Genomic DNA, 24,262 nt, shown 5'->3' on the forward strand with positions numbered 1-24,262 from the left:
TCCAAAAAAAGACACTCAAAGAATATAAACGAGGAAACGTTTATATCCTTTAAGCGCCATTGCTTTTTTTATGACTAACATCAGTGTTAGCTATTGGTATTCAATTTTTAAATGTAATAGTTGTGGTTGTTCCATTACTATCTGAATGGACATCCAGTTTGCCTTGTAGCTTACTTTGGACAAATCGACTGACCAGCAACAGTCCCAAATGGTTATTGGAGAAATAACCTTTTGCATTGTAACCGCTACCATTATCGCTTACAGAAACTTTCGTTAAACCCGCTTTTGAATCTAGTTTAAGATGGATCTGTGGCTTTTTCTGATCGGCCTGATTAAAGGCATGATCATAGCTGTTTTGCAAGAGCTCGTTGACTATTAGAGCCATTGAGGTTGCTCGGCTACTATCTAAAAAAACAGTTGTCTTAATATCATAGGTCACTGAGATATCCAGATGCCCTAAGAAGCAGCGCTGAACATTCTCTAATACCTTTTTAAGCAGTATTTCCACAGAGACTGAGGCGTCACTACCAGAGGATAAGATATCATGCATACTGGCAATTGACAAGATGCGATTGACACCATTTACCAATGCTTTCTGGGTTTCTTCTGACTGACTTTGCCTTGCTTGTAGGCGTAGTAGGGAAACCACTGTTTGCAGATTATTTTTAACACGATGATTCATTTCACGTAGGGAGGTGACCTGTGTTAAAAGCTGAAACTCCACACTTTTAAGATGTGTAATATCCTTACAAATCATTACTAGGGCATTATCAGCCTTGATAAAATGCCGCTTTATTAAGAAATGATAACTGCCATATTCCACTTCCGTTTCGGCATACTGCTGTGACTCTTGTAAGTAACAATGCCAAATATTTTCAAATTGGACATTATCTAGGACAAGATTATCATAGTGCATGCCTTCAATGGAATCAAGGTAACCTAGTTGATGACAGTAAACCTCTTGAGCCATCTCATTGTGGTAGACAAGGTAGCCTTCTGAATTGAAGATTAAGATAACATCATCAACATAATTTAGCATAGCAAAGCGTTCTGCTAAGCTTTGTTCAACAACCTCATAAACATCACTTTGTAACTGCTTCTTCAAGACAAAACTAGGTGATAGTTGTGTTGAATCTGTTTCCACAATCAGTGTTCCAATGACCTTTTGTTTTCTCAAGATGGGAAAAACGGTCTGATAAATCTGGACTCCCTCTTGGGAAAGTGCTGACAAGCCGATGGAAGGCATTCCTGTTTGCAGGGTTCGTATCACTCCCGGCTCATTTTGCAGGTAGGCTTCTGCGCCAACAACTGTCTTTTCATAAAGACTATTTCTTGTTTTGGGTTTTTTATGAAAGATAACGATAGCATTATCAGCGGTATAGACATTCTTAACATCTATAAACACATCATCATTGGCATAGGCAGAATCCATCAACAATTCATCTGCTTTTGATACCAGATAATCAATGTCTCTTTCTTCCAGATCGGTTTGCTCTTGACAAATTTGTTTAATTTTTTCTTTATACTTCATCATTAAGTACTAGTAATTTTGCAATTTCAACCATGGGAACCCTTTTTTTCATACTGATTGTTCGAATTTGTTTAAATGCTTCAGGCTCTGTTAAATTATCGCGTAACATCAATAGACCTTTTGCCTTTTCGATGACGATACGGTCATCAATCTTCTTTGACAGTTTGACCATCTCACTGGATAATTTTTGCAAATGCCTTCCCTTTTCAATACAAACTTCAACCATAGGTATTAGGGACTTAGCGTCTAATGGTTTTACCAAGTAGGCACTGGCTCCATAACGCTTTGCTTTTTGAATATAGTGATCATCGCTATAGCCAGAAAGTAAAATGACACTATGAGCTAAAGCATCATCTAGAATCTTCTTGCTAGCTGTTAGACCATCTAGTAGTGGTAGCTTGATATCTACTATCACTAGATCAACCTTGTGTTTTTGGCACAGCTCTATGGCCTCAAAGCCATCTGAAGCTTCAGCAACGACTTCATAATGCGCTGCTTCCAAAATGCTGCGAATGTCTAGTCTAACTATCGGATCATCGTCAACAAGAAGTATTCTACCCTTCATAAGTTCCCCCGGCGATTATATTATGTTTTTGTTACTGTAGTGCTTGAAAAGCCTAAAATCTGCTCCAATCCTTGTAAAACGGAATTAAGAGCAGTCTCAACGGATGACACATCACCCGACATGACAACAGAGCCACTAAAACGGTCTACAAAGCCAATCTGAACACCTGCCGCCTTAGTGGCAATATCCACAGCAATAATAGCTGCTTCACTTGGTGTAATGGTTAAAATCCCTATGGCACCTTTATCTTCCACTTGCAGACCAAGTTTTTCAAAGATAATCTGATCAGGATTGGCAATGAGATGCGCCAGTGTCACCTGTTTACCAGGCACATACTCTTGGATCATTCTTTGTTTTTCTTCCAACATCATAAACCTTTCTTCCTTGTGATTTAGAAGTCTAGCTCATGCTCCTAGTATTATAATATTTTGTAAATAAAATTTCAATATTATTTCAAAAGGAGTTTTCTAAAACTTTTAATAATTCTTGGGACGAAGAATCTCTTGGATTGGTCACTGTGCACTTGTCCTGCAAAGCTGATTCCGCAATTTCTGCCTTATAACTATTAAAGTCCTGGCTAGAAATACCATAACTAGATAAAGACATCGGAAGCTTTAACTGCCTTTGAAGCTTTTTGATAGCTTCTAATAATTGTCTAATCCCCAAAGCTGGATTAGAAGCACTATAGCCTAGTAGCTTGGCAATGGCCTGGTAGCGTTGAGCGGTCTCTTTGTTCATATCAGCTGATACCCGCTGGCCTAAGTCAGCATTATATCTGATAACATGAGGCAGCAGTATGCTATTTAAGCGTCCATGAGGAATATGAAACTTAGCTCCAGCTGCATGGGCTAGGCTGTGGTTAACTCCCAGTGAAGCGGTATTGAAAGCCATACCTGCTAAGGTAGAGGCAATATGCATTTTCTCACGCGCTTCACTATCTGAGCCATCCTTAAAGGCCCTAGGTAAGTACTCAAAAACTAACTTAATAACTTTTTCTGCCAAAGCATCTGAAAAATCAGTCGCTTTTGTTGAAACATAAGCTTCGATGGCATGCGTTAGAACATCCATACCCGTATCAGCTGTTATCTGACTGGGTAGTGACAAGACCAAATTAGAGTCTAAGATGGCTATGTCGGGTAAAATTTCTTTAGAAACCAAAGGATATTTGGTCCCTTTTTCAGCATCTGTAATGACAGAAAAATCCGTCACTTCAGAACCTGTTCCACTTGTAGTCGGTACTGCTATTAATGTTGCTTGAGGAAAGATAGATTTCTTTTTTGCAAAGTAATACATGGCCTTAGCCGCATCAATGGCAGAGCCCCCACCAATAGCAAGAATAATAGTTATGGCTTTGTCTCCTGCCTTTTTTATTCCTTCAACCACTGTATCAATAGGAGGGTCAGGAACAATCTCGTCAAAAACGGTAAGATCATTACTTGGATCAAGATGTCCTAATATTTGGTCTAGTTGACCTGACGTTTTTAAAAAGGGATCTGTTACCACTAAAATTTGTTGGTCCCTATAAACACTCAATTGTTCCAAAGCACCTTTACCGACAAATAATTTTGTTTTATAGAAAATACTGTACATTTTCACTCCTTTCACCTAACAAAATATCTGACAAATAAAAGAAGCCGCATGAAACAAACTACTCTTTCATCAGTGTAGTTTCCTCACGCAGCAACATTGCTTCGTATTCATTAGTACCCCTTTGTACCTTGAGAGCATTATAACACAAAAGCGCTTTCAGTGCAATTCAATTCTTAAAAATAATTTCTGTTAAAGTCAGGCCTGTGCTAGTAGGTACACCATAAAGAGATAGGAAGTTTTGGCTAAGAAAAGCTAGTGCTTAAAACTTTTAAGAAGATCAGGCTTGTCAAAGATAATGAAAGGTGTTAGAATGAAATTACTAGAAACTGATTTTAGTACTTTTAAGGATATGGAAGTTTGGTGAAAATCCAACGCGGTCCCGCCACTGTGATAAGCGTCAGCTTTAAGTCAGGTCTTTATGCTTAAATTTTAGTAGATTTCACTTGTCTCGATGTAAGGCGGTGATGTCATAATTGGATACTACGTCAACAGCAGTTTCCATTATTGGCTCTACGTATAAGTACGTATCAATTTCTAAAGATAAGATTTATCTTATCTTACTTGCAATGGCGCAGGGTCAATAATGGGGAAAGCTGCAGCTAACCAACGACGCTTAGTAAATCGTACAGTGACGTATAGGGCTTTCTTTCTTTTTGCTAATCACACTCTCTACCAGCTTATGGTAGGGAGTTTTTTAGTAGACCACTCTTTCTAAAAAAGAAGAGCTTTCTGTATAAACAGAAAGCCTTTTTCTTTGGTCAAATCCTTAAATCTTATAACTTAACTACTCCTACACTCTACTGTGACTGCGACCATCTTTCGACATCCGCCTTGGTAATATTATGAAAGACTTTTTCGCCACGTTCATAGGCAATATCCTTTTGTTTCTGGCTATAATTCACCACGCGCGCTAGAGCAAAGAAGTAATCAGATAGTCGATTGACAAAAATAAGCACCTGATTATTAATATCAGTTGACCACATGGTGGACACAATGTGGCGTTCTGCTCGTCTTGCAATTGTTCTTGCCACATGTACCATGGAAGCTATCTCGCTACCTCCTGGCAAGATAAAGGTTTCAAGAGCTGGAGGGATATCTGCGTAGGTATCTATTCTTTCTTCAATCCAGTCAATCAGGTCTTGATCCACCTTATAAGGATAAACTCCCTGGGGAGTTGATAGGTCTGAACCACAGTCAAACAAGTAATGTTGTAGTTGAAGCAGTTCATCTTTTAATTGGTCCTCTGCTTTTAGCTTAGAGATAATGTAACCAATCCAAGAATTCAATTCATCAATTGTGCCATAGGCCTTTACACGGGCAGCATCCTTAGCGATGCTTTGGCCACCTACTAATTTTGTTAGGCCCTTATCACCTGTTTTGGTATATAATTGCATAGTTCCTCCATTCTATCCTTTACGGATATCAATATAATCTTCTTTATTTAATTGAGTCTGGGAGAAGGTTGGCATTTTCCTGATTGTCGAAACAGAAGTTTCTATCAAGGAAAAGGCTAAGGGACAACCCGATCCTTCACCTAATCGCATATCCATCATAAGCATGGGCTCTAAGCCTAAATATTGACTAACCTTGTCATAACCTGGCTCAGTAGAGACATGCGAAGCAAAACTATAATCTAGGACATGGGAACATAATTGACTGGCAATCAGTAGGCCTGTCACAGAGATCAAACCGTCAACTACACAGGGAAGCTGAGCCTGGGCACATGCCAAAAAAGTTCCTGCTATCCCAAGCATATCAAGTCCTCCAACCTTAGCTACGATGTCTAGGACATCCTTGAATGGGGAATGCTTTTTAATAGCTGCCTTAATCACTGCTATTTTGTGAGCCTTCATAGGTTCTGTCAGTCCAGCCCCATAACCAGTGACTTCTTCTGGAGCTAATTCTAATATGGCACTGATGACAGCTGCTGAGGTAGTGGTGTTTCCAATACCCATTTCGCCAGTGCCAAACAAGCTATAACCTTCTTTAATCAGCTCTTGAGTCTTCTCATAACCAACCAAGATAGCTTTTATGCAATCTTCAGCACTCATAGCTGGCTTTTCGAGCATATTATGGGTTCCTGCCATGACCTTAGATTCAGAAGTGCTAAAAATATTTTTTTTGCAGCCAATATCAATCAGATAAATATCTGATCCCAACTCTTGAGAAATGGCACAGAGGCCTGTTTTCCCAGCAAGAATATTTTCTGACACCTGATAGGTGGTTTCTTGGGGATTGGCAGATATCTTCTCGGCCACAACGCCATTATCTGCTGAATAGACCATCACCACTTTTGGGGTCAGATTAATTTCCCCCTCAAACATAGCAAAGAGCTTGGCATAGATCTTTTCCATCTTTCCCAGAGAACCTAATGGTTTAGCCAATGAATCACAGTAGGCCTGACCTTCTTTTTCCTTAGCTCTATCAATAGGTTTAATATCTTTTAGGATATCATCTAAGCTTATCACCTATTTACTCACCTCCTCTAAATTTACCATGCCTTGATAGGTCACCTGGCAGAGACTTCTTGACTTATAATAAGCTGCAAGGGGACTGTTTTTGATTTGCTTTTCAAATTTGTCCAGACTAGCAAGTTCTTCTTTTTTCAGTAGTATACCAATTAAACTGCCACTATGGGCAATATTTATGCCAAGGTACTGATTGCTAAAGACCAGTTCAAGCACCTCTTCTAAGTAAGGTTTGGGTAAACGTTTGTTATTTAATAGGGCACTATAGGTGGCTAATTTTCCTAATTTTTCAAGACTTTCTTCCTGGCAGGCCTCCTGAAAAAGTGGGAAGAGGTTTTCAGATTCTACAGTGGCATAACTATCGCAGGCTGTTATCCTTCTAATCTTGTCTGTCTCAATAGAAACATCTGGTTCTAAAACATAGACATATAGATCGGGCTTCCAAGATGTCTGCCATATCCTCTCTCCTGTCAAGGGATTGATGACCGTCCAATCTGAAAAGGCAACCGAATCTGTGGCCTCGATCTGGGCACAGAGTCTGCTGATTTCGTCTGCTGTCTTGAAAGTTCCCTGATATAAAAAAGCTGCCTGTAAAAAACTAGCCAAATCAGCTGTGCTACTAGAGTAGCCCTTACCTATGGGCAATTGGCTTTTATGATCCACCCTGATTTTCTCTAAGTCGGGTAATAATTGCAGAGCTGCCCTAAGTTTGCTTTTTCTTTTGGGGAGTTTGTGCTTTTTGGGATGACTGGATAGGGTTATCTGGCTGACCTTGTTGATATTATAAGAGAGTAAAACTTCCTGACCCTGGTAAACGCCCTGAAATAATTCGCCACATGAGCCTGGACAGCTAACACGAATCTTTTTCATGGCTTCCACTTACTTTCAAAATGTCTTTTATGGCCTCTACTAATAGGCTATTTTCAGCATGACTACGAATGGCCACACGATAATGTTTCTCACTGAGGTGATCATAATTTTGACAAGATCTGATAAAAATCTTCTTTTGCCATAATGCTTGACGCAAATCTATGGGCGCCTGGCATTCAAAGAACAAATAATTGGCAGTCGGCTTGACAGCACTAATCTGTGAAATAGCTGTAAAGGCTTTATATAAAAAATATTGTTCCTTTCTTAACCATTGTCTGGTTTGCGCAATATAGTGCTCATCACTTAACAATAGAGGAATAGCACTTTCAGACAAGGCATTGATGGTCCAAGGGGCTCTTTTTTGGGCAATATCTTGCAAACAAGTCTTGTGGCAGGTCACTGCATAGCCCAGGCGTAAACCTGGAATGGCATAAAATTTGGTTAGAGACCTAACCACAATAACATTAGGAAAATCTGCCAGATAGGAAATAAAACTATAGACCTCATCATCTTCAATAAAGTCCATAAAGGCTTCATCCAAGATCAGAAAGATAGCTTTTTCCTTTAGATAATTCGCCACCTTTCTTAGGACCTTATTATTGACCAAGCTACCAGTGGGATTGTTGGGATTACAGATTAGAACCACATCTCCTTCTTGTAAATCCTCTAACTGAGATAATAGGCTTTGAAAATCCCATTGATAATGAGGAGCTTCTAAATGCAAATGACTGATCCTTGCGCCAACCTGCTTGAAGGCTTTTTGATATTCCATAAAGGTGGGGCTGAGCGTTAGAAGTCTTTCTGGCTTGAGCTGATCGGCCAATTGGTAAAAAATCTCCACGGCACCATTAGAAAGTAGGACATTATCACGACTATAGCCATGATAGTCTGCCAGGTAGTTTCTTGCCTTTTGATAGTGAATATCTGGATACTGCGTCAAGCTTTCTAAATGATCAATCAAATGTTTTTTGAGCTTGGGGGATAGCCCATATGGATTGATATTGGCACTAAAGTCCAGGCAGTCTTGAACATTAATTCCCAACTGCTTAGCTAATTGCTGAACATTTCCTCCATGTTCAATTTCCATCTATTTTTTCTCCTTCTTTCTGCTAGTCTACCTATGAAGTCCATTTCATTTATCACTTTTGTCTTTTTCATCTGACAAGAGGAAGTCTTTGAGTTGACTAATTCCTTGATCTTTGACAGCTGATAATTCAAAAATAGAACTTGCTCCTGCATTCTTCAACTCTTCTTTAGCCCTTTCAATCTGTGAAAGGGATTCAGCCATATCTGTTTTAGTCACAATACCAATAACTTCCTTATTAAAAAGTGAGGCAAAGCCTTGGGGAAATGTCTGCATTTTTTCCAGAGATGAGACCAGAAGTCCAATCACATCAGCTTCGTTTGCAGTCACACTTAAAGCATTATAATACTTACGATGTTGTAAAAACTCGCCTGGGGTATCTATGATGGCGTCATAAAACTGAATGGATTGTGTTTTATAATAGTTTAAATCTAGTCCCTTCAGACGTTGCGTCAGCGTTGTTTTACCCACGCCGACAGGGCCAACAAACATAATTTTTTTCATTTCTTCTCCAAATTTTTCATCTTATGAGTTTTCTTAATGAGCCTATATCATCTGTTTTATCCTAGAACCTGTACTGGCCAGCTTTTAAACTTAGGTTTGCTCAGTTAGAGACAGGATCTTGAGGAATAAAAAAGAGCATAGGAAAGCCTGATCGTCTGAAATACTCGCTTCTTTGCGTTCAGATAAGGCCCCTTTGCCATTTGTTGATTATAAAATTGTAACCGCTTAATAAAATTATTATATAGCATCCTTGTCTTCCAGTCAACCATAAATATAAGCTGAGCTTATACTTAACAAGCAAAAAAGAGCCTCTTGTGAAGCTCTCAGATTGAAACTTTTTCTAAGTGAAGAGATGAGTACCACTATCATTTAGGAATTTCAGCCTAGATGTGGGTATCCCAGCTGTTGAAAGAAAAGGATCTTGGGCAGTCGGTTTAGAATGCCTCTCTTTTTAAGGACCCACTTCTTTGGCTAGTCACTTTGTCTGTCATACGTTTCTTCTCTCGGAAAGAAGGCTTTTTGATTTATTGACCGACATGATGACAAAACGCCTGCTTACGAAATGGGGCTAGCCTTAGCTCCATTTCGTAAACAAGCGTTACCACTAACAATATGATGAGTGTTCCCGCTAGGAATAAATCCTAGCGGTAGACCAGAGCTAGACTAAGAATAGAATTGAAACTATTCCATCATCATAACACTCAACAAAATTGATAAAAATTATACTAATTCAATAATTGCCATTGGAGCAGCATCTCCACGGCGTGGTTCTGTTTTAAGAATACGTGTGTATCCACCGTTACGTTCAGCATAACGAGGTGCAATTTCAGAAAATAGTTTTTGAAGAGCTGAAGTTGATGTATATTTATCAGTAGCTTCATCATAGTTTTCTGATGCAATTTCATTACGTACATAAGCTGCTGCTTGACGACGTGCATGAAGATCACCACGTTTACCTAAAGTAATCATTTTTTCAACTGTTTTACGGATTTCTTTTGCACGTGCTTCTGTCGTTACAATAGATTCGTTGATTAAAAGATCAGTCGTTAAATCACGAAGCATTGCTTTACGTTGTGAGCTAGTGCGTCCTAGTTTACGGTAAGCCATTTTGTCCTCCTCTATTATTATTTATCGTTTTTTAGTCCTAGACCTAGGTCAGCAAGTTTAACCTTAACTTCTTCAAGACTCTTACGTCCTAAGTTGCGGACTTTCATCATTTCAGGCTCAGATTTTTCTGTTAAATCAAATACAGTGTTAATACCTGCACGTTTTAAGCAGTTATATGAGCGTACGGATAAATCAAGTTCCTCGATTGTGCGGTCAAGTACCTTTTCGTCGTTAACTTTTTCTGTTTCTTTCATAACATCTGTTGCTTTTGCAACTTCTGTTAGGTCAGTAAAGAGATTCAAGTGTTCGATTAAAACTCGAGCAGATAGACCTAAGGCATCTTCAGGAATGATTGTTCCATTTGTCATGATTTCAATTGTTAATTTATCAAAGCCATCATTGCTACCAACGCGGGCAGGCTCAACTTGATAATTAACTTTTTTCACTGGCGTATAGATAGAATCAACAGCCAATGTTCCAACAGGTGCATCATCTTTTTTATTACCTTCTGCAGGAACATAACCACGTTTTTTGGCAACAGTCATTGTTGCTTTCAAAGAGTGTCCTTCTGCAATGGTAAAGAGATAATGATCTGGGTTAACAAGTTCGATATCGCTATCTGTTAAAATGTCTCCAGCGGTTACTTCTGCTGGTCCTTCAACATCTAGTTCGATCATCTTTTCGTCTTCTACGTAAGATTTAACTGCAAGTCCCTTAACATTAAGGATAATTTGCATGACATCTTCACGCACACCTGGGATTGTATCAAATTCGTGTAGTACTCCATCAATCTTGATTGACGTAACGGCTGCACCTGGTAGTGAAGACAAGAGTACACGACGAAGTGAATTACCTAGAGTTGTCCCATAACCACGTTCTAATGGTTCGATGACAAATCTTCCGTAATCTTTATTTTCATCAATTTTTGTTATTATTGGTTTTTCAAACTCAATCATTTTTTCACCCCTCGAAACGAAACTTGTGTACTATATTAGTAATTATGATTATACACGACGACGTTTTGGAGGACGAGCACCGTTATGTGGTACAGGAGTCACGTCACGAATTGCAGTTACTTCAAGACCTGCAGCAGCAAGTGCACGAATAGCTGACTCACGACCTGAACCAGGACCTTTTACAGTAACTTCAACAGTTTTTAGTCCGTGTTCTTGGGCAGATTTCGCAGCGGCTTCAGCAGCCATTTGAGCAGCAAATGGTGTTGATTTACGTGATCCTTTGAATCCAAGAGCACCAGCTGATGACCATGCAAGAGCGTTACCATGAACATCTGTAATCATAACAATAGTGTTATTAAATGTAGCGTGAATATGGGCAACACCAGATTCGATGTTCTTTTTCACACGACGTTTACGTGTTGGTTTAGCCAATTGTTTTACCTCCTATTTTATTTTTTCTTACCTGCAATCGCAGTAGCTTTGCCTTTACGAGTGCGAGCGTTATTTTTAGTGTTTTGTCCACGGACAGGAAGTCCACGACGATGACGAATTCCACGGTATGATCCGATTTCCATCAAACGTTTGATGTTCATGTTCACTTCACGACGAAGGTCACCTTCAACTTTGATTGAATCGATTTCACGACGAATTGCATCTTCTTGATCAGTAGTTAAATCTTTAACACGGATGTCTTCTGAAACACCTGCAGCTGCTAAGATTTTTTGAGATGTTGCAAGTCCAATACCGTACACATAAGTAAGTGAAATTACTACGCGTTTATCATTTGGAATATCAACTCCAGCTATACGAGCCATTTGTTCTCCTTTCTATATTATCCTTGACGTTGTTTGTGTTTTGGATTTGTTGGACAAATCACCATAACACGACCGTTACGACGAATAACTTTACAGTATTCGCAAATTGGTTTAACCGATGGTCTTACCTTCATGTTCTAATCCCTCCAATTATTTCGATTATTTAAAGCGGTATGTGATGCGTCCACGTGTTAAGTCATAAGGACTCATTTCTACTGTTACACGATCACCCACTAAAATACGAATGTAATTTTTACGGATTTTTCCTGATACAGTTGCTAGAATTTGATGTCCATTTTCTAATTCAACAGTAAACATTGCATTTGGCATGGTTTCAACAACCTTACCTTCAATTTCAATCACGTCTTCTTTTGCCACGCAAAAGTACCCCCTAAATTTCGATTTGATGTCCTCTGAATACAGAGGTAACAATTATAAGTCAGACTAGCCTATTATAGCATGTCAAGTCATCTTTCGCAAGTTATTTATGCGAATTTATTATAGCTTTTCAATGACTTTTTTGATTTCCACGAAAACTTCTGAAATGTCTTGATTGCCATCAATATCTTGAACAATACCCTCTTTACGGTAGTGATCAATGATTGGTTGGCCTTGTTCAATATTAACATCTAAACGACGTTTAACAGTTTCAGGCTTATCATCCTCACGTTGGTAAAAATCATTTTCATCGTAATCACCAGCTGGTGGATTAAAGACTTTGTGGAAGGTTTCACCCGTTTTTTTGTTGATAATCCGTCCACTTAGGCGTTCAATAAGTGAAGCTGGATCAACTTCAATAGAAATCACACCGTCAAGTTTCAAGTCTAATTCTGCCAAGGTCTTATCTAATGCATGAGCTTGGTCAATTGTTCGTGGGTAACCATCCAATAAGAAGCCTTTTTCTTTAATATCAGATTGTGCAAGGCGTTCTTTGACAATACCATTAGTAACGTGATCTGGAACTAAATCTCCTTTATCAATGTAAGATTTAGCAAGAACTCCCATCTCAGTTTGGTTAGCCATTGCCGCACGGAACATATCTCCAGTTGAAATATGGATTAATCCAAATTCTTCAACAATTTTTGCGGCCTGTGTACCCTTACCTGCACCCGGTAAACCCATAATTAATAGATTCATGTTAGTCTCCTCTTTGACTTAAAGTTAGTTTAAATGAAACATTTCATTTTGTTTTCAAATGATCATAAGAAATACTATGAAAGTCTTACAATCACCTTAAAACAAAATAGTAGGTTGACAAAGTCAACCTATATACTATTCTGCTGTATTCATAAATCCGACATATTTTCTCTTTAGAAGATAACCTTCAAGTTGTTTCATTCCTTCGATACCTGTTGAGATCAAAATGAGCAAACTTGTTCCCCCTAGAGCAATACCTGCTGATAGGTTGAGAGCTTGTTGTGCTGCAATTGGTACTAGAGATATAAAGGCTAAGAAAACAGACCCTACAGTTGCTAATTTTTTCAGCAATGATGACATAAATTGTTCTGTTTCTCGTCCAGGTCGAACACTTGGAATATAGGACGAATTCTTCTGTAGATTTTCAGCTGTTTTCTCAGGATTTACTTGTACAAAAGTATAGAAGAATGAGAACAAGATAATCAACAAGGCATAAACTAACATCCCTGTTGGGGTTTGATAATTAAAAATTTCTTGTAATTTATTTAACCATGAAATATCTCTACCATTTTGAAAGAACGGTATGATTGTACTTGGAATTGTTGTAATCGAGCTAGCAAAGATAACGGGAATAACACCAGCTGGATTAACCTTCAAAGGAAGATAAGAACTTGTAGGCGCACCTTGAACAAGTTTGGTATATTGGATTGGAATTTTAAATTCTGCCTGTTGAACAAAGGTTGTGAAAAAGACGATTGCCAAAACTGCTAAAATTAAAATACCGACAATGATATATGAAGAACGCATGTCTCCAGTTTTAACATTGACAAAGTAATCATCACGAACAGTTGCAATGGCATTTGGAATGGATGAGATGATACCTGCAAAGATAATCATCGAAACGCCGTTTCCAAAGCCTTTATCTGTAATTTGTTCACCAAGCCAGGTAACAATAACACTTCCTGTTGTTAGCAAAGCACCAATTAACAAATATGTTTTGACATTTGGTGTGGACACTAAAGCAACATTTGATAAGGTATTAAAGCCTGCCGTAATACCGATTGATTGGATAAAAGCAAGAACTAGTGAAATGTAACGTGTTGCTTGATTGAGCTTACGTCTACCTACCTCACCCTGTTTTCCCCATTCAACGAATTTCGGCAAAATATCCATTTGTAAAAGTTGGACTACGATAGAAGCTGTAATGTATGGACTTACCCCCATTGAGAAAACAGAGAAGTTTCGCATGGCATTACCACTGACCAAGTTCAACATATTTAGAAAGGGAAGTTCACTCAACTGCTCTAAGCTTTTTGCATTAACACCAGGAACTGTAATATGAGTCCCGATTCGGAATATTAGAATAATAAAGATAGTGTAAAAAATTTTATGTCTTACATTCTTTATTTTCAATGCATCTTTTAATATTTTTAAGAACATAATGAGCTACCCCTCATTAGATGACTTCTATTGAACCACCCTTAGCAGTAATTGCTGATTCAGCAGTTTTTGAGAACTTAGCTGCTTTAACAGTCAATTTTTTAGTCAATTCGCCTTTACCTAAAATTTTAACGCCTGATTTTTCAGCACGAACAATTCCAGCTTCTTTAAGAACGACTGGAGTTACTTCTGTACCATCTTCAAAAACGTTTAATTGATCAAGGTTAACAAGAGCGTACTCTTTAGCATTGATGTTTGAGAATCCACGTTTTGGCATGCGACGGAACAATGGAGTTTGTCCACCTTCAAAACCTAAACGAACGCCACCACCACTACGAGATTTTTGACCTTTTTGTCCGCGTCCAGATGTTTTACCATTACCTGATGAAGAACCACGTCCTACACGGTTACGTACTTTACGTGAGCCTTCAGCAGCTTTTAATTCATGAAGTTTCATTTTTTCTCCTTTTTTTGTAAAATGCTAGCGCCTCTATGAAGAGAAAGGATCCTCCTATAGAAACTCGCCTATACATTGTTTGAATCGTTTGAAACGATTGATTAATATATGCACTAACCGACTACTGCATGTTGTTAAGATTAACAACTTACAAAAGTCGGCTTTATGCATTGATTATTTTTTTTGAAAATAAGGTCTTTAGTTTAAAGTTTTATTTAACATCTTCAACAGTAAGCAAATGAGAGATTGCATTAACCATACCACGGATAGCAGGGTTATCTTCTTTAATTACTGATGAGTTTAATTTACCAAGTCCAAGAGCAACAACTGTTTTACGTTGTTCTGGCTTACGTCCGATTGGAGACTTAGTCAAAGTAATTTTAATTTGAGCCATTACGATCCCCTTTCTTATACTAAGTCAGCTACTGAAACACCACGTAATGCGGCTACTTCTTCAGCACGTTTAAGTTGTTTAAGTCCTTCAACAGTTGCACGAACAATGTTGATTGGAGTATTTGAACCAAGTGATTTTGAAGTAATATCAGCAATACCTGCTAATTCCACTACGGCACGAACTGCACCACCAGCGGCAACTCCAGAACCTTCAACAGCTGGTTTCAACAATACTTTTGCTCCACCAAAGTTTGTGAAAACTTCGTGAGGAATAGTAGTTCCAACCATTGGTACTTCAATCATGCTCTTCTTAGCAGCTTCAACTGCTTTACGAATAGCTTCTGGTACTTCTTGAGCTTTACCAGTTCCGAAACCAACACGGCCATTGCCATCACCAACTACTACAAGAGCAGCAAAACGAAGACGACGTCCACCTTTTACAACTTTTGTAACACGGTTAATCGCAACAACGCGTTCTTCAAGTTCAACTGCATTATCTTTAAATGCCATTTTTTTGTGTCCTCCCTATTAGAATTTCAATCCGTTTTCACGAGCTGCATCAGCCAAAGCTTTAACACGGCCGTGATATAGATATCCACCGCGGTCAAACACCACTTCAGAAATACCTTTAGCCACTGCACGTTCAGCAACAAGTTTGCCGACTACAACGGCTTGTTCAGTTTTAGATCCTTTAGAAACGTCTTTATCAAGAGTTGATGCGCTTGCGAGCGTTACACCCGCTACGTCATCAATAACTTGAGCGTAGATGCCTGTATTAGAACGGAAAACGTTCAAACGTGGGCGTTCTGCAGTTCCAGAGAGTTTACCGCGTACGCGACGATGGCGTTTTTGGCGGGTTTTGTTTTTATCTGGTTTTGAAATCACAATTTTCACCTCTTAATTTTTAAGTTAATTTATATACAAAACGGAAATGAGTCAGTATTTGGTTAATATTAACTAACAAAGCTACTAAACTATTATTTACCAGTTTTACCTTCTTTAAGGCGTACATATTCACCAACGTAACGAATACCTTTACCTTTATAAGGTTCTGGTGAACGTAGACTACGGATATAAGCAGCTGTTTGACCAACAAGTTCTTTGTTGATTCCGGCAACTGAAATTGAAGTTGGGTTAGCAAGAGTGAATGTAATTCCTTCTGGTGCTTCCACTTCATCTTGGTGAGATTTACCTACTGAAAGGACAAGTTTTGTACCTTGAAGTTGAGCACGGTAACCGACACCCTTCATTTCAAGATCTTTTTTGAAACCTTCAGAAACACCAACAACCATGTTGTTCAAGTTTGCACGAGTTGTACCATGAATTGTTTTCATTTCTTTTGAGTCGTTAGGACGTGAAACTGTGATCTCAGTTCCTTCAACTTTGATTTCAATGTTTTTGTTGAACTCACGAGTGAGTTCGCCTTTAGGGCCTTTTACAGTAACAACGTTTCCGTCTTGACTGATTTCAACACCTGCAGGCATAGTAATTATTTTATTACCAATACGTGACATGTTTATTTTCTCCTGTTAAATTGTCAGGCCGCTTAAGCGACGAGTTTTCACGGGGCGAACTAAGATACTAAGGGCGTAAAAGGCAAAGTGAAAATAGGAAACTTTACTATGAAACCAAGGTTTCTAGAAAAGTTTATCTTTTTCACACAGACTTTAGCCCGTGTTCAATTAGTTCTTTTACGTTTGTTAAAAGATAGTATTCAATATTTGAACACAGCCGGCGAACTGCCATCTAAAATAGACCAACTATTTTGTTTGCAAGCAAACTACAACCGTTTTCTAATTTTAGATTATTCCTTACGGCTTTTGTATCATTATTTTAATAGTACAGCTAGTCCAAAGCGAGATTAGGCGACGCAGTCGAAGGTATAACTTGAAGTTAACCAAGACAAGCCAACGCAATATCGCATAGGAATGATTGTGCTATTAATTACCAAACGTAAGCGATCACTTCCCCACCAACATTTTTTTGGCGAGCTTCTTTGTCAGTCAAAAGACCTTCTGAAGTTGAAATGATTGCGATTCCTAGTCCATTAAGAACTTTAGGAACATCTTCACGTTTTGTGTAAACACGAAGACCTGGTTTTGAGATACGTTTTAAGTTAGTAATAACGCGTTCACCATTTTGACCATATTTAAGGAAAACACGGATGATTCCTTGTTTGTCATCTTCGATAACTTCAACGTTTTTTACAAAACCTTCGCGTACAAGGATATCAGCAATCCCTTTTTTGATGTTTGAAGCAGGAACTTCTAACATTTCGTGTTTTACTTGGTTAGCATTACGAATACGTGTTAGAAAGTCTGCAATTGGGTCAGTCATAACCATTTTTGATTTCTCCTTTTACTAGTAGTTTGAATAATCACTTGCTAGTTAGTGCGCCCGAAGGCGGTGTGGTATGAGGATAATCCCATACCAGAAACAATGTTCTACCTTCCTCATTAAACTTAATTAATAGCAGAGAAAGGTTTCTACATTGTGTGTTTTACCAAGAAGCTTTAACAACACCTGGGATTTGGCCTTTGTAAGCCAACTCACGGAAGCAAACACGGCAAAGTTTAAATTTGCGGTAAACTGAATGTGGACGTCCACATTTTTCACAACGTGTATATGCTTGCGTAGAATATTTCGCAGGACGTTTGTTTTTAGCAATCATAGATTTTTTAGCCAATTTATTTACCCCCTATTATTTTGCAAAAGGCATTCCAAGGCCTTTAAGCAATTCACGTGATTCTTCGTCAGTATTTGCAGTAGTGACGATTACGATATCAAGACCACGCACTTTATCAACATCATCGAAGTTGATTTCTGGGAAGATAAGTTGTTCTTTCACACCAAGTGTGTAGTTACCACGTCCATCAAAAGATTTTGTTGGGACACCATGGAAATCACGAACACGAGGAAGTGAAACGCTAACTAATTTGTCTAGGAATTCGTACATACGTTCGCCACGAAGTGTTACTTTCGCACCGATCGCAACACCTTCACGAAGACGGAAGCCAGCGATTGATTTCTTAGCCTTAGTAATAAGCGGTTTTTGACCTGAAATAAGTGCTAATTCTGCAGCAGCTTTTTCAAGGTTTTTTGCGTTTGAAACAGCATCACCAACACCCATGTTAAGAACAATTTTCTCAACTTTTGGCACAGCCATAACTGTTGTATAATTAAATTTCTCTGACAAGGCAGGGATTACTTCGTTAGTATATTTTTCTTTTAAACGATTTGCCATTTATGCTTCTCCTTTCCTTCGTGATTAATCAAGCACTTCGCCTGATTTTTTGCTGTAACGAACTTTTTTGCCGTCAACAACTTTATAACCAACACGTCCTGCAACACCATTTTTATCAAGTACTTGTACGTTTGATACATGGATTGGAGCTTCTTTTTCTACGATAGCTCCTTGAGGGTTTTCTGTGTTAGGTTTTTGGTGTTTTTTGATCATAGCAACACCTTCAACAACAACTTTGTTAACTTTTGGTAAAGCTTTAAGAACTACTGCTTCAGTTCCCTTATCCTTACCAGCAATAACGCGAACTTTGTCGCCTTTTTTTACAAACATTCTGGGTTTCTCCTATTATTTTCTTACGCCCTAGGGGCACCCTAGGAAAGCCTAGGGGACTTAGTTTGTTTAATTTTTAAAATTAAAGTACTTCTGGTGCAAGTGAAACGATCTTCATGTAGCCACCTTCACGTAATTCACGTGCAACAGGGCCGAAGATACGAGTTCCGCGAGGAGTTTTGTCATCACGGATGATTACAGCAGCGTTGTCGTCAAATTTGATGTATGAGCCGTCTGGACGGCGAGCACCAGTTTTTGTACGAACAATAACAGCTTTCACAACATCACCTTTTTTAACTGCTCCGCCAGGAGTAGCTTGTTTTACTGAAGCAACGATAACGTCGCCGATGTTAGCGAATTTACGTCCTGAACCACCAAGAACTTTAATGGTCAAGATCTCACGGGCACCGCTATTATCAGCAACTTTCAAGCGAGTTTCTTGTTGAATCATTTCAATTTTCTCCTTTTAGTTTGATTAGATAATAACAGCTTTTTCCACAACTTCTACAAGACGGAAGCGCTTTGTAGCTGATAGTGGACGAGTTTCCATGATACGAACTTTATCGCCTTCTTTAGCAATGTTGTTTTCGTCATGTGCTTTGTATTTTTTAGAATAGTTGATACGTTTACCATAGACTGGGTGGTTACGTTTAGTTTCAACTATAACAGTGATTGTTTTATCCATCTTGTCAGATACTACACGTCCAACAAGGGTTCTACGTTGATTACGTTCCATTATTAGAATTTCTCCTTTCCCAATCTATTATTTCATTTCAGATTGCACTGTTTTTACGCGTGCAATTTGTTTTTTAACTTCGTTCAAACGAGCAGTTTGATCAAGTTGACCTGCTGCAGCTTGAAAACGAAGGTCGAAAAGTTCTTTTTTGAGTTCGTTTTCTTTTTTAGCAAGCTCTTCTTGAGACAAGCCACGAAGCTCAGCAACAAACTTTTTGATTTCTTCAAGTTTCATGTCTTCTCCTTATTCTGCTTCACGTTTTACGAATTTTACTTTAACTGGTAATTTGTGTCCAGCAAGACGGAAAGCTTCGCGTGCAACTTCTTCAGATACACCAGCAATTTCAAACATCACTTTACCACGTTTAACAGGTGATACCCAACCTTCAGGTGCACCTTTACCAGATCCCATACGAACCCCGATAGCTTTAGCTGTATAAGATTTGTGAGGGAATATTTTAATCCAAACCTTACCACCACGTTTCATATAACGAGTCATAGCGATACGAGCAGCTTCGATTTGACGGTTAGTAATCCATGAGCTTGTTGTAGCTTGGAGACCGTATTCACCAAATGATACTTCTTTTCCACCTTTGGCTTCACCGCGCATTTTCCCACGGAACTCACGACGGTGTTTAACACGTTTAGGTACTAACATATGTTATTTGCCTCCTTTAGTGTTTTTACGAGCTGGAAGAACTTCACCACGATAGATCCAAACTTTAACACCAAGTTTACCATATGTAGTGTCTGCTTCTTCCCAAGCGTAATCGATATCAGCACGAAGTGTGTGAAGTGGAACAGTTCCTTCTGAATAACCTTCAGCACGGGCGATATCTGCACCGTTCAAACGACCAGAAACTTGGGTTTTGATACCTTTTGCTCCAGAACGCATTGTACGTTGGATAGCTTGTTTTTGAGCACGACGGAAAGCAACACGTTGCTCAAGTTGACGAGCAATATTTTCACCAACAAGGTGAGCATCAAGATCTGGTGATTTGATTTCAATGATGTTGATGTGAACTTGTTTTCCAGTTAATTTGTTAAGTTGAGCGCGAAGTGCGTCAACGTTTGCTCCACCTTTACCGATAACCATACCTGGTTTTGCAGTATGTAGTGAAACAATAACTTTATTGATAGCACGTTCAATTTCAATAGTTGAAACTGAAGCTTCTGCTAATTCTTTTTGAATAAATTTACGGATTGCTAAATCTTCATGAAGGTAATCCGCGTATTCTTTTTCAGCATACCATTTCGCATCCCAGTCACGGATGATTCCGACACGCATACCAATTGGATGTACTTTTTGACCCACGATTTTACCTCCTTATTTTTCTGATACAACTACAGTTACGTGAGTTGTACGTTTGTTGATTGGTGAAGCTGAACCTTTCGCACGTGGACGGAAACGTTTCATTGTTGGTCCTTCATTAGCAAATGTTTCAGATACTACCAAGTTAGCTTTTTCCAAACCGAAATTGTTTTCTGCGTTTGCAATTGCTGAGTTAAGAGTTTTCTCAACAATAACAGCTGCCTTGTTTGGAGTGAATTTTAAGATTGCGATTGCGTCAGCAACGTTCTTACCGCGGATAAGATCAAGTACTAAACGTGTTTTACGAGGTGAAACACGCACTGTACGAGCCATTGCTTTAGCTGAAGTAATTTCTGCCATTGTGTCCTCCTCCTATTAACGACGTGTTTTCTTGTCGTCAGCTGCGTGACCTTTGTAAGTACGAGTTGGTGCAAATTCACCAAGTTTGTGACCTACCATGTCTTCTTGGATATAAACAGGAACATGTTTACGTCCATCATAAACTGCGATTGTATATCCGATGAAACTTGGGAAAATCGTTGAACGACGTGACCAAGTTTTAATTACTTTTTTCTTTTCGTCTTTTGCTTGAGCTTCAACTTTTTTCATTAAATGCTCATCGACGAAAGGTCCTTTTTTAAGACTACGTCCCATTTTGTAGTATTCTCCTTTAAATGTTGTACCACAACGGCTTGCCCATTGGGCTACCGAGTTGGCGGAAGTTTAATAAGCCTTAGCTAATCGCTTATTTTTCGTTACGACGACGAATAATAAGTTTGTCTGATTTAGCTTTCTTATTACGAGTTTTAAGACCAAGCGCTGGTTTACCCCAAGGAGTAGATGGTGCTTTACGTCCAACTGGTGCTTTACCTTCACCACCACCGTGTGGGTGATCGTTAGGGTTCATTACAGAACCACGAACTGTTGGGCGAACACCTTTCCAACGGTTACGTCCGGCTTTACCAATGTTAACAAGTGATTGTTGTTCATTACCAACAGATCCGATTGTTGCACGGCAAGTGCCTAAAATCATGCGAACTTCGCCTGATTGTAAACGAACAAGGATGTATTTCCCTTCTTGACCTAATACCTGAGCAGATGCACCGGCAGCACGAACAAGTTCTCCACCTTTACCAGGTTTCATTTCAATGTTGTGAATCACTGTACCAACTGGAATGTTAGCAAGTGGCAATGCATTACCAACTTTAATATCTGCATCTGGACCAGATACAATACGTTGACCTACTTCAAGACCTTTAGGTGCAATGATGTAAGCCTTAACACCGTCAGTATAATGTACTAAAGCGATGTTAGCAGTACGATTTGGATCGTACTCGATAGTTTTAACAACTGCTTCAACTGCGTCTTTATTACGCTTGAAGTCAATCACACGATAATGACGTTTGTGTCCACCACCTTGGTGACGAACAGTGATGCGACCATTGTTGTTACGACCAGCTTTGTTTTTAAGAGCAACAAGCAATGATTTCTCAGGTGTGCTTGTTGTGATTTCAGCGAAATCCAAAGAAGTCATATTACGACGGCCATTTGTCGTTGGTTTATAAACTTTAATACCCACCTTATTTCCTCCTTAGATTATTCAGCTTCAGCTGCAAACAACTCGATTGCTTTTGAATCAGCTGTAAGAGTGACGATAGCTTTTTTAGTTTTTGAAGTAAAGCCTGTATAGCGACCAACGCGTTTTGCTTTTGGTTTAGCAGTCACAGTGTTTACTGTTGCAACTTTAACTCCTTCAAAAGCTGCTTCTACAGCTTGTTTGATAAGAAGTTTGTGTGCACGTGTGTCCACTTCAAAGGTGTATTTCCCTTCTTCAAGGGCAACCATTGATTTTTCAGTGATAACTGGTTTTTTAATTACGTCGTACAAATTCATTATGCAAGAACCTCCTCAATTGTAGAGATTGCTTCTTTAGTGACAAGAAGTTTATCGCTATTTACAATATCAAGAACACTTGCAGTTGTTGCAGTTGCAACTTTAACGTTTGGAAGGTTACGAGCAGAAAGTGCTGCAAATTCATTTCCTTCTTCAACAATAACAAGTACTTTTGAATCGATACTTAGCGCTGAAAGAACTTTTGCAAATTCAGCAGTTTTAGGTGCTGCAAATGAAAGGCTTTCTACAGCTACAAATTTTTTGTCAGCAACTTTAGCTGAGTAAACTGATTTCAAAGCAAGGCGACGAACTTTTTGTGGAAGTTTGTATCCATATGAACGTGGAGTTGGTCCAAAGACCACACCACCACCACGCCATTGTGGTGAGCGGATAGAACCTTGACGAGCACGTCCAGTTCCTTTTTGACGCCATGGTTTACGTCCACCGCCTGATACTGCTGAACGGTTTTTAACCGCATGAGTACCTTGACGAAGGCTTGCGCGTTGGCTGATTACAACATCAAAAACAACTGATTCGTTTGGTTCGATACCGAAGATAGCGTCGTTTAATTCAACTGAGCTAACTTCTTTACCAGTTTGGTCAAATAGTTTTACGTTTGCCATTTTAACTGTTTTCTCCTTTCTTATTATTTAGCAGCTTTTACTGCTGATTTGATAGTGATAAGAGATTTCTTAGCACCTGGTACGTTACCTTTAATAAGGATAGCGTTCTTTTCTGGTATAACTTGTACAATTTCAAGATTTTGAATTGTCACACGATTGCCACCCATGCGTCCTGCTAAGTGTTTATTTTTGAAAACACGGTTAGGAGCAACAGGTCCCATTGAACCTGGACGACGGTGGTAACGAGAACCATGAGCCATAGGGCCGCGTGATTGTCCGTGACGTTTAATTACACCTTGGAAACCTTTACCTTTTGAAGTACCCGTTACATCAACGACATCTCCAGCTGCGAAAGTTTCTACAGTAATTTCTGAACCAACTTCTAAGCCTTCAATGTTTTTGAATTCACGAATGAAGCGCTTAGGAGCTGTGTTAGCTTTAGCTACATGGCCTTTGGCAGGTTTGTTGCTCAATACTTCGCGTTTGTCATCAAAACCAACTTGAACTGCTTCATAACCGTCTGTTTCAACAGTTTTAACTTGAAGCACAACGTTTGGTGTTGCTTCGATGACAGTAACAGGAATAAATTCACCAGTTTCAGTGAAGATTTGAGTCATTCCCACTTTTTTCCCTAAGATTCCTTTTGTCATGAGAAAATATTTCCTTTTCTTATATTATTTCAAAAAGTTTTTTATGAGCGTTTTTCATGCTCAAAAAAGTTTTTTACGAGCGTTTTTTGTGCTCCAAACAAGATACAAAGAGCGTCAAACTCAAAATGAAAACAGGAAATCTGACACAGAAACTTCAGTTTCGAGGAAGATTTATCTTTTTCACGTAGAGTTTAGCTCGTGTTCAATTTTCATTAAACACCAACTGTACTTGCAAAATCTCACTGATTAAAGTTTGATTTCTACGTTTACACCACTTGGTAAGTCCAATTTCATAAGAGCGTCTACAGTCTTTTGAGTTGGGTTCACAATGTCGATAAGACGTTTGTGTGTACGCATTTCAAATTGTTCGCGAGAATCTTTATATTTGTGAGTCGCACGAATAATTGTGTAAAGACTACGTTCTGTTGGAAGTGGAACTGGCCCCGCTACAGTAGCACCTGTACGTGTTGCAGTTTCAACGATTTTTTCTGCCGCTGTGTCAAGTGTACGGTGTTCGTACGCTTTCAAACGGATACGGATTTTTTTGTTTGCCATCTT

At 38.9% G+C, this 24,262-nt stretch carries 39 protein-coding genes and 1 riboswitch; of the genes, 1 reads left to right on the forward strand and 38 read right to left on the reverse strand.

The features are described 5' to 3' along the window. Nucleotides 1–100 precede the first annotated feature (100 nt). The 22 genes from HBN42_RS08800 to rplF all read right to left on the reverse strand — a co-directional run bounded on the left by HBN42_RS08800 (nt 101) and on the right by rplF (nt 16,431). Nucleotides 101–1,534: a sensor histidine kinase gene (locus HBN42_RS08800; RefSeq protein ID WP_235925365.1), complete on the reverse strand. Its 1,434-nt coding sequence runs from the start codon at nt 1,532–1,534 to the stop codon at nt 101–103. After that, complete coding sequence (locus HBN42_RS08805; protein WP_165994681.1) at nt 1,521–2,096, reverse strand: ANTAR domain-containing response regulator; 576 nt, start codon at nt 2,094–2,096, stop codon at nt 1,521–1,523. Before HBN42_RS08805 ends, HBN42_RS08800 begins: the two co-directional genes overlap by 14 nt. A gap of 20 nt (nt 2,097–2,116) precedes the next feature. Further along, the gene (gene eutS, locus HBN42_RS08810; protein ID WP_235925367.1) at nt 2,117–2,461 is read right to left on the reverse strand and encodes an ethanolamine utilization microcompartment protein EutS; all 345 of its coding nucleotides are present in this window, start codon (nt 2,459–2,461) and stop codon (nt 2,117–2,119) included. Nucleotides 2,462–2,549: 88 nt separating this feature from the next. After that, entirely contained in the window at nt 2,550–3,686 is a 1,137-nt protein-coding gene (locus tag HBN42_RS08815) for a 1-propanol dehydrogenase PduQ (protein WP_165994682.1), read from the reverse strand. A gap of 324 nt (nt 3,687–4,010) precedes the next feature. Then, nucleotides 4,011–4,157: riboswitch (adenosylcobalamin (AdoCbl) riboswitch) on the forward strand. Nucleotides 4,158–4,483: 326 nt separating this feature from the next. Next, nucleotides 4,484–5,080 (reverse strand): cob(I)yrinic acid a,c-diamide adenosyltransferase, encoded by a 597-nt coding sequence (locus HBN42_RS08820; protein ID WP_165994683.1) that lies wholly within the window; start codon nt 5,078–5,080, stop codon nt 4,484–4,486. 12 nt (nt 5,081–5,092) lie between these two features. Further along, nucleotides 5,093–6,154, reverse strand: coding sequence for a nicotinate-nucleotide--dimethylbenzimidazole phosphoribosyltransferase (cobT, locus tag HBN42_RS08825; protein ID WP_165994684.1), 1,062 nt, complete (start codon nt 6,152–6,154; stop codon nt 5,093–5,095). Next, nucleotides 6,155–7,024 carry a GHMP family kinase ATP-binding protein gene (locus HBN42_RS08830; RefSeq protein WP_165994685.1) on the reverse strand — a complete coding sequence of 290 codons (870 nt, stop codon included), beginning with the start codon at nt 7,022–7,024 and terminating at the stop codon, nt 6,155–6,157. Beyond that, nucleotides 7,005–8,111: a threonine-phosphate decarboxylase CobD gene (gene cobD / locus HBN42_RS08835; RefSeq protein ID WP_165994686.1), complete on the reverse strand. Its 1,107-nt coding sequence runs from the start codon at nt 8,109–8,111 to the stop codon at nt 7,005–7,007. The genes HBN42_RS08830 and cobD overlap by 20 nt, the downstream gene beginning before the upstream one ends. Nucleotides 8,112–8,156: 45 nt before the next feature. Next, entirely contained in the window at nt 8,157–8,612 is a 456-nt protein-coding gene (locus HBN42_RS08840; protein WP_165994687.1) for a EutP/PduV family microcompartment system protein, read from the reverse strand. 720 nt (nt 8,613–9,332) lie between these two features. After that, the gene (rplQ, locus tag HBN42_RS08845) at nt 9,333–9,719 is read right to left on the reverse strand and encodes a 50S ribosomal protein L17 (RefSeq protein WP_003104597.1); all 387 of its coding nucleotides are present in this window, start codon (nt 9,717–9,719) and stop codon (nt 9,333–9,335) included. 17 nt (nt 9,720–9,736) lie between these two features. Continuing rightward, nucleotides 9,737–10,675: a DNA-directed RNA polymerase subunit alpha gene (locus HBN42_RS08850; protein WP_165994688.1), complete on the reverse strand. Its 939-nt coding sequence runs from the start codon at nt 10,673–10,675 to the stop codon at nt 9,737–9,739. 48 nt (nt 10,676–10,723) lie between these two features. Further along, nucleotides 10,724–11,107: a 30S ribosomal protein S11 gene (gene rpsK / locus HBN42_RS08855; RefSeq protein ID WP_001118387.1), complete on the reverse strand. Its 384-nt coding sequence runs from the start codon at nt 11,105–11,107 to the stop codon at nt 10,724–10,726. A gap of 17 nt (nt 11,108–11,124) precedes the next feature. Beyond that, on the reverse strand, nt 11,125–11,490 hold the full coding sequence (rpsM, locus tag HBN42_RS08860) for a 30S ribosomal protein S13 (RefSeq protein WP_165994689.1): 366 nt from the start codon (nt 11,488–11,490) through the stop codon (nt 11,125–11,127). A 17-nt stretch (nt 11,491–11,507) separates the two neighbouring features. Further along, nucleotides 11,508–11,624 (reverse strand): 50S ribosomal protein L36, encoded by a 117-nt coding sequence (gene rpmJ / locus HBN42_RS08865; RefSeq protein ID WP_000868345.1) that lies wholly within the window; start codon nt 11,622–11,624, stop codon nt 11,508–11,510. 25 nt (nt 11,625–11,649) lie between these two features. After that, nucleotides 11,650–11,868, reverse strand: coding sequence for a translation initiation factor IF-1 (gene infA, locus HBN42_RS08870; protein ID WP_001040189.1), 219 nt, complete (start codon nt 11,866–11,868; stop codon nt 11,650–11,652). A gap of 120 nt (nt 11,869–11,988) precedes the next feature. After that, complete coding sequence (locus HBN42_RS08875; RefSeq protein WP_165994690.1) at nt 11,989–12,627, reverse strand: adenylate kinase; 639 nt, start codon at nt 12,625–12,627, stop codon at nt 11,989–11,991. 135 nt (nt 12,628–12,762) lie between these two features. After that, nucleotides 12,763–14,067: a preprotein translocase subunit SecY gene (gene secY / locus HBN42_RS08880; protein ID WP_165994691.1), complete on the reverse strand. Its 1,305-nt coding sequence runs from the start codon at nt 14,065–14,067 to the stop codon at nt 12,763–12,765. A 16-nt stretch (nt 14,068–14,083) separates the two neighbouring features. Next, nucleotides 14,084–14,524, reverse strand: coding sequence for a 50S ribosomal protein L15 (gene rplO, locus HBN42_RS08885; protein ID WP_165994692.1), 441 nt, complete (start codon nt 14,522–14,524; stop codon nt 14,084–14,086). Between the two features lie 211 nt (nt 14,525–14,735). After that, a complete protein-coding gene (gene rpmD, locus HBN42_RS08890) occupies nt 14,736–14,918 on the reverse strand; it encodes a 50S ribosomal protein L30 (RefSeq protein WP_165994693.1) in 183 nt (60 codons plus the stop codon). A gap of 14 nt (nt 14,919–14,932) precedes the next feature. Continuing rightward, entirely contained in the window at nt 14,933–15,427 is a 495-nt protein-coding gene (rpsE, locus tag HBN42_RS08895) for a 30S ribosomal protein S5 (RefSeq protein ID WP_165994694.1), read from the reverse strand. An 18-nt stretch (nt 15,428–15,445) separates the two neighbouring features. Then, entirely contained in the window at nt 15,446–15,802 is a 357-nt protein-coding gene (rplR, locus tag HBN42_RS08900; protein WP_165994695.1) for a 50S ribosomal protein L18, read from the reverse strand. 92 nt (nt 15,803–15,894) lie between these two features. Next, entirely contained in the window at nt 15,895–16,431 is a 537-nt protein-coding gene (rplF, locus tag HBN42_RS08905; protein ID WP_165994696.1) for a 50S ribosomal protein L6, read from the reverse strand. Nucleotides 16,432–16,539: 108 nt separating this feature from the next. Here rplF and HBN42_RS08910 point away from each other — a divergent pair, with 108 nt between their 5' ends. After that, the gene (locus HBN42_RS08910) at nt 16,540–16,782 is read left to right on the forward strand and encodes a hypothetical protein (RefSeq protein ID WP_165994632.1); all 243 of its coding nucleotides are present in this window, start codon (nt 16,540–16,542) and stop codon (nt 16,780–16,782) included. A 79-nt stretch (nt 16,783–16,861) separates the two neighbouring features. On the opposite strand, the gene rpsH is transcribed toward HBN42_RS08910, so the two are convergent. The 16 genes from rpsH to rpsJ all read right to left on the reverse strand — a co-directional run bounded on the left by rpsH (nt 16,862) and on the right by rpsJ (nt 24,259). Then, a complete protein-coding gene (rpsH, locus tag HBN42_RS08915; RefSeq protein ID WP_003102399.1) occupies nt 16,862–17,260 on the reverse strand; it encodes a 30S ribosomal protein S8 in 399 nt (132 codons plus the stop codon). Nucleotides 17,261–17,417: 157 nt separating this feature from the next. After that, the gene (locus HBN42_RS08920; protein WP_012514742.1) at nt 17,418–17,603 is read right to left on the reverse strand and encodes a type Z 30S ribosomal protein S14; all 186 of its coding nucleotides are present in this window, start codon (nt 17,601–17,603) and stop codon (nt 17,418–17,420) included. A 15-nt stretch (nt 17,604–17,618) separates the two neighbouring features. Continuing rightward, entirely contained in the window at nt 17,619–18,161 is a 543-nt protein-coding gene (rplE, locus tag HBN42_RS08925; RefSeq protein ID WP_165994697.1) for a 50S ribosomal protein L5, read from the reverse strand. A gap of 24 nt (nt 18,162–18,185) precedes the next feature. Beyond that, nucleotides 18,186–18,491 (reverse strand): 50S ribosomal protein L24, encoded by a 306-nt coding sequence (rplX, locus tag HBN42_RS08930; protein ID WP_165994698.1) that lies wholly within the window; start codon nt 18,489–18,491, stop codon nt 18,186–18,188. 82 nt (nt 18,492–18,573) lie between these two features. Further along, nucleotides 18,574–18,942: a 50S ribosomal protein L14 gene (gene rplN / locus HBN42_RS08935; protein WP_000615920.1), complete on the reverse strand. Its 369-nt coding sequence runs from the start codon at nt 18,940–18,942 to the stop codon at nt 18,574–18,576. A gap of 24 nt (nt 18,943–18,966) precedes the next feature. Continuing rightward, nucleotides 18,967–19,227 carry a 30S ribosomal protein S17 gene (gene rpsQ, locus HBN42_RS08940; protein ID WP_165994699.1) on the reverse strand — a complete coding sequence of 87 codons (261 nt, stop codon included), beginning with the start codon at nt 19,225–19,227 and terminating at the stop codon, nt 18,967–18,969. Nucleotides 19,228–19,254: 27 nt separating this feature from the next. After that, complete coding sequence (gene rpmC, locus HBN42_RS08945; protein ID WP_003046054.1) at nt 19,255–19,461, reverse strand: 50S ribosomal protein L29; 207 nt, start codon at nt 19,459–19,461, stop codon at nt 19,255–19,257. Nucleotides 19,462–19,470: 9 nt separating this feature from the next. After that, nucleotides 19,471–19,884: a 50S ribosomal protein L16 gene (gene rplP, locus HBN42_RS08950; protein WP_003086024.1), complete on the reverse strand. Its 414-nt coding sequence runs from the start codon at nt 19,882–19,884 to the stop codon at nt 19,471–19,473. A gap of 3 nt (nt 19,885–19,887) precedes the next feature. Then, nucleotides 19,888–20,541, reverse strand: coding sequence for a 30S ribosomal protein S3 (rpsC, locus tag HBN42_RS08955; RefSeq protein ID WP_165994700.1), 654 nt, complete (start codon nt 20,539–20,541; stop codon nt 19,888–19,890). A 12-nt stretch (nt 20,542–20,553) separates the two neighbouring features. Continuing rightward, complete coding sequence (gene rplV / locus HBN42_RS08960) at nt 20,554–20,898, reverse strand: 50S ribosomal protein L22 (RefSeq protein ID WP_165994701.1); 345 nt, start codon at nt 20,896–20,898, stop codon at nt 20,554–20,556. 15 nt (nt 20,899–20,913) lie between these two features. Continuing rightward, a complete protein-coding gene (rpsS, locus tag HBN42_RS08965) occupies nt 20,914–21,192 on the reverse strand; it encodes a 30S ribosomal protein S19 (RefSeq protein ID WP_008087547.1) in 279 nt (92 codons plus the stop codon). A 91-nt stretch (nt 21,193–21,283) separates the two neighbouring features. Continuing rightward, on the reverse strand, nt 21,284–22,117 hold the full coding sequence (rplB, locus tag HBN42_RS08970; protein WP_165994702.1) for a 50S ribosomal protein L2: 834 nt from the start codon (nt 22,115–22,117) through the stop codon (nt 21,284–21,286). A gap of 17 nt (nt 22,118–22,134) precedes the next feature. Next, nucleotides 22,135–22,431 (reverse strand): 50S ribosomal protein L23, encoded by a 297-nt coding sequence (locus tag HBN42_RS08975; RefSeq protein WP_165994703.1) that lies wholly within the window; start codon nt 22,429–22,431, stop codon nt 22,135–22,137. Beyond that, complete coding sequence (gene rplD, locus HBN42_RS08980; RefSeq protein ID WP_165994704.1) at nt 22,431–23,054, reverse strand: 50S ribosomal protein L4; 624 nt, start codon at nt 23,052–23,054, stop codon at nt 22,431–22,433. The genes HBN42_RS08975 and rplD overlap by 1 nt, the downstream gene beginning before the upstream one ends. A gap of 23 nt (nt 23,055–23,077) precedes the next feature. Beyond that, nucleotides 23,078–23,704: a 50S ribosomal protein L3 gene (rplC, locus tag HBN42_RS08985; protein WP_165994705.1), complete on the reverse strand. Its 627-nt coding sequence runs from the start codon at nt 23,702–23,704 to the stop codon at nt 23,078–23,080. A 246-nt stretch (nt 23,705–23,950) separates the two neighbouring features. Continuing rightward, complete coding sequence (gene rpsJ / locus HBN42_RS08990; protein WP_003046044.1) at nt 23,951–24,259, reverse strand: 30S ribosomal protein S10; 309 nt, start codon at nt 24,257–24,259, stop codon at nt 23,951–23,953. Nucleotides 24,260–24,262 lie beyond the last annotated feature (3 nt).

Origin of the sequence: Streptococcus catagoni, from assembly GCF_011421425.1 — a bacterium.
Classification (GTDB): domain Bacteria; phylum Bacillota; class Bacilli; order Lactobacillales; family Streptococcaceae; genus Streptococcus; species Streptococcus catagoni.

Bases quoted from the DNA above. Each gene is read 5' to 3' on its own strand.
- HBN42_RS08800 (WP_235925365.1), bottom strand. From the start codon at position 1,534: ATGATGAAGTATAAAGAAAAAATTAAACAAATTTGTCAAGAGCAAACC.
- HBN42_RS08805 (WP_165994681.1), bottom strand. From the start codon at position 2,096: ATGAAGGGTAGAATACTTCTTGTTGACGATGATCCGATAGTTAGACTA.
- HBN42_RS08815 (WP_165994682.1), bottom strand. From the start codon at position 3,686: ATGTACAGTATTTTCTATAAAACAAAATTATTTGTCGGTAAAGGTGCT.
- HBN42_RS08820 (WP_165994683.1), bottom strand. From the start codon at position 5,080: ATGCAATTATATACCAAAACAGGTGATAAGGGCCTAACAAAATTAGTA.
- HBN42_RS08830 (WP_165994685.1), bottom strand. From the start codon at position 7,024: ATGAAAAAGATTCGTGTTAGCTGTCCAGGCTCATGTGGCGAATTATTT.
- cobD (WP_165994686.1), bottom strand. From the start codon at position 8,111: ATGGAAATTGAACATGGAGGAAATGTTCAGCAATTAGCTAAGCAGTTG.
- HBN42_RS08840 (WP_165994687.1), bottom strand. From the start codon at position 8,612: ATGAAAAAAATTATGTTTGTTGGCCCTGTCGGCGTGGGTAAAACAACG.
- rplQ (WP_003104597.1), bottom strand. From the start codon at position 9,719: ATGGCTTACCGTAAACTAGGACGCACTAGCTCACAACGTAAAGCAATG.
- HBN42_RS08850 (WP_165994688.1), bottom strand. From the start codon at position 10,675: ATGATTGAGTTTGAAAAACCAATAATAACAAAAATTGATGAAAATAAA.
- rpsM (WP_165994689.1), bottom strand. From the start codon at position 11,490: ATGGCTCGTATAGCTGGAGTTGATATTCCAAATGATAAACGCGTAGTA.
- rpmJ (WP_000868345.1), bottom strand. From the start codon at position 11,624: ATGAAGGTAAGACCATCGGTTAAACCAATTTGCGAATACTGTAAAGTT.
- HBN42_RS08875 (WP_165994690.1), bottom strand. From the start codon at position 12,627: ATGAATCTATTAATTATGGGTTTACCGGGTGCAGGTAAGGGTACACAG.
- secY (WP_165994691.1), bottom strand. From the start codon at position 14,067: ATGTTCTTAAAAATATTAAAAGATGCATTGAAAATAAAGAATGTAAGA.
- rplO (WP_165994692.1), bottom strand. From the start codon at position 14,524: ATGAAACTTCATGAATTAAAAGCTGCTGAAGGCTCACGTAAAGTACGT.
- rpmD (WP_165994693.1), bottom strand. From the start codon at position 14,918: ATGGCTCAAATTAAAATTACTTTGACTAAGTCTCCAATCGGACGTAAG.
- rpsE (WP_165994694.1), bottom strand. From the start codon at position 15,427: ATGGCATTTAAAGATAATGCAGTTGAACTTGAAGAACGCGTTGTTGCG.
- rplF (WP_165994696.1), bottom strand. From the start codon at position 16,431: ATGTCACGTATTGGTAATAAAATAATTACTATGCCTGCAGGTGTTGAA.
- HBN42_RS08910 (WP_165994632.1), top strand. From the start codon at position 16,540: ATGAAACCAAGGTTTCTAGAAAAGTTTATCTTTTTCACACAGACTTTA.
- rpsH (WP_003102399.1), bottom strand. From the start codon at position 17,260: ATGGTTATGACTGACCCAATTGCAGACTTTCTAACACGTATTCGTAAT.
- rplE (WP_165994697.1), bottom strand. From the start codon at position 18,161: ATGGCAAATCGTTTAAAAGAAAAATATACTAACGAAGTAATCCCTGCC.
- rplX (WP_165994698.1), bottom strand. From the start codon at position 18,491: ATGTTTGTAAAAAAAGGCGACAAAGTTCGCGTTATTGCTGGTAAGGAT.
- rplN (WP_000615920.1), bottom strand. From the start codon at position 18,942: ATGATTCAACAAGAAACTCGCTTGAAAGTTGCTGATAATAGCGGTGCC.
- rpsQ (WP_165994699.1), bottom strand. From the start codon at position 19,227: ATGGAACGTAATCAACGTAGAACCCTTGTTGGACGTGTAGTATCTGAC.
- rpmC (WP_003046054.1), bottom strand. From the start codon at position 19,461: ATGAAACTTGAAGAAATCAAAAAGTTTGTTGCTGAGCTTCGTGGCTTG.
- rplP (WP_003086024.1), bottom strand. From the start codon at position 19,884: ATGTTAGTACCTAAACGTGTTAAACACCGTCGTGAGTTCCGTGGGAAA.
- rplV (WP_165994701.1), bottom strand. From the start codon at position 20,898: ATGGCAGAAATTACTTCAGCTAAAGCAATGGCTCGTACAGTGCGTGTT.
- rpsS (WP_008087547.1), bottom strand. From the start codon at position 21,192: ATGGGACGTAGTCTTAAAAAAGGACCTTTCGTCGATGAGCATTTAATG.
- HBN42_RS08975 (WP_165994703.1), bottom strand. From the start codon at position 22,431: ATGAATTTGTACGACGTAATTAAAAAACCAGTTATCACTGAAAAATCA.
- rplD (WP_165994704.1), bottom strand. From the start codon at position 23,054: ATGGCAAACGTAAAACTATTTGACCAAACTGGTAAAGAAGTTAGCTCA.
- rplC (WP_165994705.1), bottom strand. From the start codon at position 23,704: ATGACAAAAGGAATCTTAGGGAAAAAAGTGGGAATGACTCAAATCTTC.
- rpsJ (WP_003046044.1), bottom strand. From the start codon at position 24,259: ATGGCAAACAAAAAAATCCGTATCCGTTTGAAAGCGTACGAACACCGT.